9 protein-coding genes are annotated in these 12,216 nt (G+C 42.6%); 1 reads left to right on the forward strand and 8 read right to left on the reverse strand.

Annotation, left to right across the window (positions count from 1 at the left end; translation table 11 throughout):
• Positions 1–144 precede the first annotated feature (144 nt).
• Together ADJ77_RS03730 and ADJ77_RS03735 are read right to left on the reverse strand one after the other, a co-directional pair.
• Positions 145–2,064 carry a heavy metal translocating P-type ATPase gene (locus ADJ77_RS03730; RefSeq protein WP_025078628.1) on the reverse strand — a complete coding sequence of 640 codons (1,920 nt, stop codon included), beginning with the start codon at positions 2,062–2,064 and terminating at the stop codon, positions 145–147.
• Between the two features lie 100 nt (positions 2,065–2,164).
• Positions 2,165–2,377 carry a heavy-metal-associated domain-containing protein gene (locus tag ADJ77_RS03735; protein ID WP_025078627.1) on the reverse strand — a complete coding sequence of 71 codons (213 nt, stop codon included), beginning with the start codon at positions 2,375–2,377 and terminating at the stop codon, positions 2,165–2,167.
• A gap of 379 nt (positions 2,378–2,756) precedes the next feature.
• Between ADJ77_RS03735 and ADJ77_RS03740 the strand changes: the two genes are divergently transcribed.
• The gene (locus ADJ77_RS03740; RefSeq protein WP_025078626.1) at positions 2,757–4,223 is read left to right on the forward strand and encodes an RNA-binding domain-containing protein; all 1,467 of its coding nucleotides are present in this window, start codon (positions 2,757–2,759) and stop codon (positions 4,221–4,223) included.
• Between the two features lie 615 nt (positions 4,224–4,838).
• Here ADJ77_RS03740 and ADJ77_RS03745 read toward each other — a convergent pair.
• The 6 genes from ADJ77_RS03745 to ADJ77_RS03770 form a co-directional block, all read right to left on the reverse strand.
• Positions 4,839–5,402, reverse strand: a complete 564-nt coding sequence (locus ADJ77_RS03745; RefSeq protein WP_025078625.1) for a helix-turn-helix domain-containing protein — start codon at positions 5,400–5,402, stop codon at positions 4,839–4,841.
• Positions 5,399–6,763, reverse strand: a complete 1,365-nt coding sequence (locus ADJ77_RS03750) for an MATE family efflux transporter (RefSeq protein ID WP_050696030.1) — start codon at positions 6,761–6,763, stop codon at positions 5,399–5,401. Before ADJ77_RS03750 ends, ADJ77_RS03745 begins: the two co-directional genes overlap by 4 nt.
• A gap of 661 nt (positions 6,764–7,424) precedes the next feature.
• Complete coding sequence (locus tag ADJ77_RS03755; RefSeq protein WP_025078624.1) at positions 7,425–8,549, reverse strand: UDP-N-acetyl glucosamine 2-epimerase; 1,125 nt, start codon at positions 8,547–8,549, stop codon at positions 7,425–7,427.
• A 244-nt stretch (positions 8,550–8,793) separates the two neighbouring features.
• Entirely contained in the window at positions 8,794–9,744 is a 951-nt protein-coding gene (locus tag ADJ77_RS03760) for an SPFH domain-containing protein (RefSeq protein WP_025078623.1), read from the reverse strand.
• A 95-nt stretch (positions 9,745–9,839) separates the two neighbouring features.
• Positions 9,840–10,289 (reverse strand): NfeD family protein, encoded by a 450-nt coding sequence (locus ADJ77_RS03765; protein ID WP_025078622.1) that lies wholly within the window; start codon positions 10,287–10,289, stop codon positions 9,840–9,842.
• 895 nt (positions 10,290–11,184) lie between these two features.
• Positions 11,185–12,087: a M48 family metallopeptidase gene (locus ADJ77_RS03770; RefSeq protein WP_050696031.1), complete on the reverse strand. Its 903-nt coding sequence runs from the start codon at positions 12,085–12,087 to the stop codon at positions 11,185–11,187.
• Positions 12,088–12,216 lie beyond the last annotated feature (129 nt).

Raw genomic sequence — 12,216 nt, forward strand, 5'->3', positions numbered from 1 at the left:
ATTGGCAATTAGTAAACTCTATTTCTTAATGCAGGACATCTTTATTCCAAAATTATATTGTTAGATTCTACAACTTATCTGCCTGCTGATAAATATTTATCTGAATGGTGACAAGCATTTATCAGCATGCAGATAATTCCATACTTACCGCATCCAACGTAATCGGAGACTGTTAAGTACCACACTGATACTGGAGAACGCCATCAGAGCACTTGCCCATGACGGAGTTATCTGCCAATCAATACCGAAAGCATAGAGTAGCCCTGCTGCCAAAGGTATGCAGACAATGTTATAGATAAATGCCCAGAAGAGGTTTTCCCAAATCATACGAACGGTGTTGCGACTTAACCGTATTGCCTCTGGAATAGCTGAAAGGTCGTCTCCCATAAGCGTAACCTGTGCCACATCCATAGCTACATCTGTCCCCTTACCGATAGCAATACTCACATCAGCCAATGCCAAAGCCTGGGTATCATTAATGCCATCACCAACCATGGCTACACGTCTTCCTTCCGCCTGTAACTGTCTGACAAGATTCTCCTTATCCTGTGGCAACATCCTACTATGGCAGTGTTTGATTCCTGCCTTATCGGCCCAATAGCGTGCTGCCTCATCCTTATCACCACTCATCATATAAACCTCTACCCCACTCTTCTGCAAGGTTTCCATCGCCTCCCGGGCATTGGGCTTCAATGTTTCACGCTCCTCAAACGGAAGATTATCAGCCTTTGTAAAATCAATACTCTTATTGGGAATTGTCAAGGTTCCAGTCTTATCCGTTACCAAAACATCCACCTTTCGCAGACTTTCCAAAGCTGCTGCATCCTTTATGAGAATCTGTTTCTGGGCAGCCTTGCCAATACCTACCATAAGAGCAGTTGGTGTTGCCAGTCCCATTGCACACGGACAGGCAATCACCAATACTGCAACTGCTGACATAATAGCCTGAGGTAAATAACCATTCCCACCTATCATCCACCATAAAAGGAAAGTAAGAAGGGCTATACAGGCGACAACGGGGACGAATACCAATGCCGCCTTATCAACAAGCCGCTGTACTGGAGCTTTTGAGCCTTGCGCCTCCTGAACCATTCGGATGATATGTGCCAAGGCTGTATCTCCACCAACCTGCCGGGCACGCATACGGAACTTGCCCTGACTTGGTATCGTACCTGCCAATACCCTTGAACCTTTCTTCTTCTCCACCGGCGTCGGTTCTCCTGTAATCATACTCTCGTCAACGTACGCTGCATCTGCTGTCATGAAACTTTCTGCCGATATAACTTCACCATCAACGGGTACTTTCTCCCCTGGACGAACCTCCAAGACATCACCCACTTCGATAGTTGAGAGCGGTACTTCCTCTATTTTCCCGTCATCAACCACGTGTGCAGTCTTGGGCGTCATCCCCATCATCTGGCGAATGGATGATGCCGTACCATCTTTGGCTTTCTCTTCCAGCAGGCGACCCGTCAAGACAAAAGTGATAATCATTACTGCAGCATCAAAGTAGGTATGCCATACTATCCCCCTACTCGCCCAGGCAACATCTCCCCAAAACGTATTAAAGGAACTGAATAGGAAAGCGATGCCAGTAGACAATGCCACCAAAGTGTCCATATTAGCAGCACCATGAAGCAACTGCTTCCATGAAGACACATAAAACTGGCGACCACAACAAAGCATATTCATCAATGCAATAAGTAAAGATACTTGATTGGCAATATCATGCGAACCAAGGTCTATCCATCGCATCGACACACACATCACGGCTATTGCAAACAGCCATGACAACAGGGTTTTACGCTTCAATAATGTGTATCCACGTTTTTCTATTTCCTCTACCGACGTTTCCTTATCAATCACCAGATCATAACCAATCCCATTGATTTCTGCTTTCATCTGTTCAAGTGAAACCGCATCAGGGTCATAATCTATCAGAACTGAACGCCCAGGAAGCGACACTGATGCCGCTTTGACACCTTTAAGTTCATTCAATTTCTTTTCTACATTGGCTGAACATGCCGAACATGCCATGCCAATAATAGGAATAGTCTTCTTCATAATGATACTATATTCAACTTTCTCCAGCAAAAGAAGGAAAATCAACCTACAACCAAAAGAGTATAGATAGATATTCTTGGGGCTAAATATAAATAAGCTATTACAAACTCATCTCATAACGCCCACAGTTATCAACAGTATCCTTAAGATGAGAAGAGGTAACCTTACTCTCATCATACTCCACCGTTACATTGGCATCCTCAAGATTAACTTCAGCAGACTGAACTCCATCAACCGCTTTTAAAGCATTCTCCACATTAGCCTTACAATGTACACACTTCATACCACTTACGGCAAAAACATTCTTCTTCATAAGTCTTTTCCTTTCTATTAATATTATTCTTATTCTGAGATTATTCTCCTTTTTGTCTGCAAAGTTACACATATATTATATAAGAAACCTTATGAAATCATGGATAAAGATTATAATTTCTCTTCTCATCTTTATAACTTACATATCCAAAGAATGCACTTTACTTAACCAAATCCACTCTATACTTAACCAAAAGTACACCATAATTTTAGTCAAGTAACCACACAAAAAGCACATTTTATGTTAATTATTTGTTAAATGCAGGAATTACTTAACCAAATCACGTAATTACATATACCTTTGTGGTCAAGTATACAGAGCTACTTAACCAAAAAGAAGTCGCCAAACAAACTAACAACAACTTACAAACAGTCAACCAATGGAAGCTGAAGAATTAAAAACAATTATCTCATTAGGAGAAAACAGCCGCGTTGAATTCAAAGAACACTTCAGTAAAGACATAGCCATTGCTGATGAGATTGTGGCATTAGCCAACAGCAAGGGTGGCTATCTCATCTTTGGTGTAGAGGACAAAACCGGCAATATAAAGGGGCTCAGCTATGAAGAGATACAAAAGATTAGCAGCCAAGTAGGTAATACCGCTAACGAGAACATCCGCCCAACGCTTTATGTTGAGAGTGAAACCGTGGCAATTGACGGCAAGAAGTTACTCGTTATTCATGTCAAGGAGGGCATAAGCAAGCCTTATAAAGACATCAGCGGCAACATTTTCGTGAAGCAAGGAGCAGATAAACGACGAATAACAGAGAACAACGAACTGCTGGAACTTTTCTATGAGTCGGGGACCTATCACCCCGATGAAGAGGGAGTGAAGAATACAAGTATCATGGATCTTGACAAATGGTTAGTTGACAAGTTTCTCATGGAAGTATTCAACAAGAAGGCTTCCGACTTTAACATTCCCTTTGAAAAAATGATGCGTAACATGCAAATAACCACAGCAGACGGCAGGTTGACCTTAGCCGGGCTTCTGTACTTTGGCAATATGCCGCAGATGTTCCGCCCAGAGATGGTCATCAAGGCTGTTTCATTCTATGGCAACAGCATTGGAAGCACGAACTACAGAGATAGCAGGGATATTGACGGCACTATCCCGAGGCTCTTTTCCGAAGGTATGTCTTTCCTCAAAAGCAACCTTCATGCGCTGCAGGATGGGCAGAACTTTAATTCTGTCGGGCATTTGGAAATATCTGAGATTGCATTGGAAGAGGTGTTGCAGAATGCACTTGTACACCGTGATTATCTGAAACCTGCGGCTATCCGACTGCTCATCTTTGACAATCGGGTGGAGATCATCTCACCAGGTAAGCTGCCGGGGGGTATGGATGTGGATGATATTAAATTGGGCAATAGCTTTATCCGCAACCGACTGATGGCAAGTTTCTGTGCAAAGACAATGCTTTATCGTGGATTAGGTTCGGGTATCATCCGTGCGATGAATGAATATCCGAAGATTGAGTTCATCAATGATGAATCAGGCAATCAGTTCAAGTGTGTGCTTTATCGCCCTATGACCTATGAAGATCCATACATGCTTGCAGAGCCGGTAGGAGAGTATTCCTATACTTCCAAGCGCTCTTCCTCTTTAGAACGGAATTGCCCTACTCTGCCCAAAGAGGAGATTGAACGTGCTGAGAAAATACTTAAACTGTGCCTGACTCCAAAGTCAATACTCAACATGATGGAGGCAACGGGATACAAAAGTCGGACGAGTTTCCGCCGAAGAATCCTCACACATCTGCTGAATGCTCATCTGCTGGAGCCAACGGACAAGAATAGTCCGAACAGTCCAAGACAGACTTATATCACAACCTCACTTTATTGAGGTTGTGATATTCTTTTATCTCATTTTAAATCTTGGCTGAAACAATGCAGACCTATAAGCCGATAATACCCTCCAGAAGGCATACCTCTTGTAACACTTCAAGAGGCTATCACCCTCAAAAATGTATGAACATTGCATCAACACAGTCCCAATATGCGCAACCTATCATCCTGAAATATCTTTACATAACAAACTGCATTTCCTGCTCTAAAACAGAAGAAAAAGGAATTTGCACCAATGATTATAATCATCAGACAATCAGACTATTATAAAACCGCACAAGAAAAGGTGCTTAATAGAGCTTCAATTAAGCCTTAGTTAGACTTCAATTAAGCACCTTTTGAAACTCGATTTGGGCTTAATTGGAGTGCTATTCACCATCTTAAAGATATTGAAAGAAGAAATATTTTGACAAAACACAACCACTTAACAAACATAACAGCCACCTTGTCCCCCTTCTCTCATCTTCTACCTTTTCCTTCTTTTATAGTTTAAAACATAAAGACTATTGTTCTTCAACAAACCACAAGACGACTTATCACACATCACAATATTGGTTGTTTGATATTATACAAAGTAAGCACAACACCATGGAAGAACAGCTAAAACAACTGCTTAAAGTTTGTCCAATGACGTGCGTAGGCTGCTTTTCATTGCCTTGAACTGAGTAGGAGTCATACCTGTCATAGACTTGAACTGGCTGGAAAGATAGGCTACGGAAGAATAATTCATGCGATGTGCTATCTGCGTGAGGGTCAGTTCGTCATAGCGGATAAGCTCTTTCACCCGTTCAATACGCAGTTCTATGTAATACCGTTCAACAGTCTTGCCCTCAACTTCTGAGAAGAGTTTTGACAGCGCACTGTAGTCATGATGAAGTTCTGACGAAAGATAGTCGCTGAGGTTTGTTGTAACTTGGTTGTCGTGATAATGAACAAGTTTGATAAGTGAAGACTTTACGAGATCAATAGTTTGTTGACGCCGGTCATCAAGGAGTTCAAAACCAAGCTGTCCAAGGGCTGCACGAAGTGTTGAAAGCTGGCGTGGCGAGGGCTCTTCTTCAATAACGACCTCACCTAAATCTATCTTTGTCGGATGTAAACCCACATGCTGCAAGGTTTGACAGACAACCATCTTGCAGCGATCACAGACCATGTTCTTGATATAAATTGTACTCATACGGCTTCTTTCTTCATAGCTGCTTCACGGGTAAATTCACGAAATGTGTAAATAATGATAGGGACTGTGAGCATGAAAGAGAAAACGTCACTGACAGCCTGGCACATCTCCACTCCCAACAAATCAAAGTAAGACGGGAGGATAAAGATGAGCGGAATAAAGAACAGACCTTGTCGGGCTGCTGCAAGAATATTTGCCCGCCACGGCTTACGGCAGGTTTGTGCGAGCATATTACTTGCCAGAACAAAAGCATTGAGTGGGAAAACACAGAGCTGCCAACGCAGTGCAACAACGCCGATGGCTATAACTTCGGGGTCATCACGGAAGATACCTATGAGCGAGCTGCTGATCATCCACCCCACAACAGCAAGGATAATAAGAAAGGCTGTTCCAACGGCAACCGTAAACTTATAGGCCTCCTTCAATCTATCATATAATCCGGCACCATAACAGAAACCGCAGACAGGCTGGAAGCCCTGCCCCAACCCAATGACAACGGCAAAGGAAAGCATGGCTATTCGCCCGACGATGCTCATCGCAGCAATAGCAGAATCGCCATAAACACCAGCTGCCAGATTCAATGACATAGTAGCTACACAAGCCAGCCCTTGCCGCATCAGCGATGGACTTCCACCATAAAAAATTTCCTTACAAATAAGCCATGAGGGGGCAAAATCACAGAAATGAATGGCAATATTCTCTTTCCGTCGACTCATCAGGAAGAGTATTACAAACGATACCATCTGCCCCACAACTGTTGCCCATGCTGCTCCACTAACACCCATATCGCAAACAAAAATGAAAAACGGGTCGAGAAGAACATTCAACACAGCACCTGTCACGATTCCATACATGGCGAAGCTGGCATTACCTTGCAGACGCATCTGCCCGTTCAGTGTCAGCGAAGACGTCAGAAACGGTGTACCAAGGAGAATTATCTGCATATAGTCTTCCGTATAAGGGAGGATGGTAGGAGTACTGCCAAGCATCAGCGAAAGCGGTGTAAGGAACATTTCACCAAGAACAAGGATAAGCAGACCTAAAAAGAATGAACTGAAAAAGCCTGTTGAAGCCATCTTTACAGCATTGTCACGCTGACGTGCTCCCAGCTCACGGGATATATAATTACCTGACCCATGCCCGAAGAAGAAACCCATTGCCTGCACAAAGAACATCAGCGAGAACACAATGCCCACCGCTGCTGTTGCCTGTGTGTCAATCTTACCGACAAAAAATGTATCTGCAATATTGTACAGTCCTGTTACAAGCATTGATATAATAGTCGGTATTGCCATTGTGATTATGACACGATGAATCGGCCCTTGTGTCAAAAAAGTATAGTTGTCTGTATGTCCATGCATAATCTTATAATCCTTTATATACCAATGCAAAGGTACTAAATAATTCAGAATTCAATTTCCAAATTCCATAATTATGAATACTTCTAAATCAAATCTCTTAAATTAGAACTACAAACTCCCATAATTCAAAACAAAGGATACCTCTACGCCACAGTTCAAATTTCCACGTTATAAAACGGTATTGTCTGGTGAACATTTCACGCAGCAGTTAGCCTTTAGCGTCTTACTATATAATATACAATGAAAAACATGAACTTTTCTTACCGTTTTCAACCGATGTATTGTTGCCTATCACATATTATATTGTTGGTAAACACAAATGATGTTGAGGGCTGAACACGTTGCAATATGCTGCTGATATGAGATTAACTTGTTGATATAAAAAGAGTTATACTATCAAAGCAAGCAAGCCATACTTGCCTAGGAGGCTTACTTCCCCAAAGACAACAGCATATTATCTGTTTAAAAGAGATTCCTCATTGGAGAGTTTGCTATTTAAGTTTTATCGGACGGCAATACTCTAAAAACAACTTCCATATTTTACATAAAAGAGCAAGGGCAGACACTTCACTTATCCGTTTAAACCATCTTAATGGCGGACAAGGGAACTATCTACCCTTGCTTTGAGAAAGCGGAACGCACTCAATGTATATGCAATGTACTAATTACATTCGAGCAGTATCTGAACAATACGTTCTGCAGAACGACCATCCCAACGCTCGGGCACACCGCATTTCTTCCATGTCCCCGAAACCATTTCGGTAAGTGCAGAACGGAGGAGCTCGGCATCTTCACCTACAAGAACATTTGACCCGACCTTTACAGTCTCAATATGTTCAGTATAACTGTTGAGCGTAATACATGGAACTCCATTGAACGTGGCTTCCTCTGCAACATTTCCCGAGTCGGTTATGATACCTTTGGCATGTGCTGTAAGATATGCAAACTCAAGGTAGCTAAGAGGTTGGACTATATGGAGGTTATGTAGTTTGATGTTCTTCTTCAAACTGAGCGCCATAATAACCTGTACCGCAGAATCACGCAGGGGAGCAATGACAGGCATATCACCTGCCGTCTCACTCAACACATGTAGCATTCTCTCAAGGTTCTCCTGATTAGCAAGTAATGCCTTACGGTTAAGTGTAAAGACAAGATAATTACCTTCCTTCAATGCCAAGCCTTCAAGCTCATCGATGTCAGATAGTCTTACACCCTCAATGCGTTCACGGTCGTAACGGATGTTATCAATGAGGATATTGCCCACCATGTAGACCTTTGACAACTCTGCCCCCTCCTTGTTGGCAATGCTGTTATTGCTGAATCCAGCCGTAAAGAGAATATCCGAAAGACCATCTATAACCAACCGGTTGATTTCCTTCGGCATCGTAATATCGAACGAACGGGTGCCTGCTGCAATATGAGCCAGCGTGACAGCCTGCTTCTTGGTGACAATAGCTGCAGCCATAGTTGAAGCAAGGTCGTCAACAACGATGACCACATCAGATGGATTCTCCTGCAGATACTTCTCAAACTTGGACATCACCTGTCCTGTAAGCTCATTCAAGTTCTCACATTCGACACCAAGATAAACATCCGGGCGGTGGATAGAGAGGTTATCAAAGAGTTCTTCTTCGAGTGTCGGGTCGTCTGCACTACCTGCATAGACCAATGAATAAGACAGTTTCCGAGGACTGTTCTCTTCAGAAAGTCTGTTGATTACCCTGATGATTGGTGCTACCTTTATAAAGTTAGGACGTGCACCACAAAAGATACAAATATTTTTCATTTCTTTAAAGACCCACTCCGTAAGTTTCTCGACAACGAGAGAGCCTTACGGAGCAGCAAACCACTTTATTGTTTGTATTTACAGTTCAAAACAGAAGTAACTCATAAAGCAAAAGTTTTGCTATAAGCCCGAACTACCAAAAGAGAAAATTTCCCAAGTAGTTCCAGAATCCTACGCTCCCAATCCCTGACATAATTCCATCAGTTCCTTCCTGCTTAAAGGAAGAACAGGGGTAGAACTCTCATTATTGCTTAAACATATCCTTAATACCACCGATAGAACCCATGAGATTGCTTGCCTCAAACGGGAGGTAAACAGTCTTCTGGTTGTTATTCTGCGCAAGTTCTGAAAGCATCTGAATATACTTCTGTGCAATGAGATAGTTAGCCGGATTCGTACTCTGTCCGACTGCATCTGTAATCTTCTGAATGGCGATAGCCTCAGCTTCTGCCTTGCGGATACGAGCCTGTGCCTCTCCTTCCGCAATAAGAATCTGCTGCTGTTTCTTAGCTTCAGCGCGGTTGATGGCAGCTTCCTTCTCACCCTCTGACTGGAGAATAGCCGATTGTTTCTCACCTTCACTGGTAAGAATGGCAGCACGCTTGTTACGTTCAGCCTGCATCTGTTTCTCCATTGCCTGTGAAACACTTGCTGGAGGAGTAATATCCTGAAGCTCTACACGGTTCACCTTGATACCCCACTTGTTCGTTGCATCATCAAGCACTGCACGCAGCTTAGTATTAATCGTATCACGCGAAGTCAGTGTCTGGTCAAGTTCCATCTCACCGATGATGTTACGAAGCGTCGTCTGTGTCAGCTTCTCAATTGCATTCGGAAGGTTATTGATTTCATAGACAGCCTTGAACGGATCAATAATCTGGAAATAGAGCAGTGCGTTGATCTGCATCTGGATGTTATCTTTTGTAATAACATTCTGACGATCGAAGTCGTACACCTGTTCACGCAAGTCGATAGAGTTGGTATATGTGTAACGTCCTGCACGCATCGCAACAATATCCTTTGCATGATCAATGAAAGGAATAATGATGTTGATACCCGGCTGAAGAGTTGCATAATACTTACCAAGACGTTCGATGATTTTCGTCTCACTCTGTGAGATAATCACGATAGCCATCTTGGCAAAGACCAGTGCCAACACGACAACTGCAATCAGCACATAAGCTAAAATATCCATAAGCATTAAAGTTTTTGAATCCTCCTTCAGTATATCACTCTATTCAAGAAGAGAGGAACTGGAGATTATTATTTGTTTTTATTATCTGACTGTTTTCAACAACGCTCAACCGTTGCTATGATAGAGTCAAGCCGTAAGATACGGACAGCAACTCCCTGCACTATTTCTGCACCATCGACCGACTTTGCCTTCCATGAATCGCCGTCAATCTTTACTCTGCCGTATCCACCAGCTTCAATGGTATCTGTAACCTTTCCCTCACGCCCAATCAACGCATCCGCATTACTCAACCTGTTGTCTGCACCTTTATGAAGATACTTAAGTGCTATCGGACGAACCAGGAAAATACTCAGCACTGTGAAGACAACAAAAACAAGTACCTGAACAACAACACTATCCGTGAACCCGGAAGCAAGTGAAGCACAGAAACTGCCAATAGCAAAGCACATGATGTAGAAATCTCCGTTCATCATCTCCAATATCAGACAAACAAGCCCCACCAACAGCCATGACAACCACAAGTTTTGTATCAGATAATCAATCATAGTTTTAAAGGTTTGATTTCGCTTGTAAAGATAGTAATAAATGATGATTATATCAAATATTTTAAAGGAAAAAGAATCAAAGAACAAGGATTTCCTATGTTCTTCACAATTCATCCCTACAGACAGACTCTGTAAGCATTTGTAACTTTCTACGATTGATTCTATTATTACAAAAAGTGCTTTTATCTCCTGTTAACCCAATAGGCTTTCTCAACATTTTGGAACAGTGAGTTTTTCCAATGAACCAATTTTGGATAAAAACAGGCATCATCCGCCTTTCAAAAGTCCTTTCATTCATGTTCCGTCTCAGACTCTTAGCATGCAATCCTGTTTGCCGACTATCTGCAACCAATTAATCTACAGGTATCACCCCCGTATAACGAAGGGACATACCAAGGCTTGATAAACGTTTTGAAGAAACCATTTTTGTCATTACCGTCCGATAAAACTTAAATAGCATATACACCTAATGCGGATTTTAAAAAAACGGATAACATCCTATTATCTTTGAAGAAGTAAGCCCCTTAACCCAATATGGTTTGTTTGCTTTTGGCAGTACAGCCCTTTTCTGACAACAAGTTCCTTGCATCCCAGCAACATATTGCATTGTGTTTAGGCCTCAGCACCATTGGTGCTTACCAACAACACCATACGTGTTAGTCAACGACACCATCCGTGTTAGTCAACAACACATCGATTGAAAATGAAAAATTTATAGAACGGCACTACTCTTTTATATTCTATAAGTAGACAACCTGCTGACAGGAAAGCACTTACCAACAAGACATCAATACGCTTGACATAAAAGAGAATATAAACTGCTTACGACCATCTGCTTTCTTGCAAGAAGAACAGCAGACAGCCGTAAGAGTATCCATGTTTAAGAACTGCCGTCTCAACGACGCTTATTTGAGCGGTTAGAAGACTTAGAGCCACTTATATGAAGTGTCTGTGATGACTGTGAAGAACTTGTCTTTGCCACACGATTAGAACTGCCACCGCGATAATACTTCTCAGCTTCTGGCAGCCAGTTCTTGATGTTCTGGATACGACGCTCATCAGATGGGTGGTCGCTAAGCACTTCTGAACGACTGCCGCTGGACGCTGACGCCATTCGCTGCCAAAAGGTTACGGCATTCGCCGGATCATATCCTGCCATTGCTGCAAAGATAAGTCCCATGTAATCAGCCTCACTCTCATTATCACGACTATACTTCAAGTTACGGAAAGAGAAGTATCCGCCAGCCACCTGCGAAGCAAGATCGCCCACTCCACTACCAACAGCAGAGTTCAACACCGTACCTAAGATACTGGTTCCCATCTGCTGATTCATCTTCTTCGTCAGCTGCTCGGCACTGTGCTTAGCCACAGCATGGGCTATCTCATGTCCCAATACAATTGCAAGACTCGCCTCATTCTGTGTATAAGGGAGCAAACCTTCGTAAACAACAATCTTACCGCCAGGCATACAGAAGGCGTTAGCCTGCTTGTCCTGGACAAGATTAAACTCCCACTTGAAGTTATTTATCTCGTTGGCGTAACCATTATTGCGCAAGTAAGTCTCCACAGCATTGGCAAGATTGCGCCCTACACGCTGAACCATAGCCGTATTCTTCGCATCGGCAGACTTCCTTGCTGATGCCATGAACTTTGTATATTCCTGATTACTGAGACTGAGAAGCTGCGCATCAGAAACACTGATACGATGCGTACGATTTGTCAAAGGAACCTTTGAAGCTGTACCGCAGGCTGTCATCAAAGCGACAACAGCTGCCATTAAAAAATACTTAATCTTCATCTGATTTACTGTTTTTTATAACTTTCCATCTGCGAAAGTACAACATTTTTCGTGAGACACAAATAAAAGCATAACTTTTTTAAAAAGGTTAACGGCTGAAAACAAAACCACAATACTGTTTTACCCTAC

The organism is Prevotella fusca JCM 17724, from assembly GCF_001262015.1.
GTDB lineage: Bacteria > Bacteroidota > Bacteroidia > Bacteroidales > Bacteroidaceae > Prevotella > Prevotella fusca.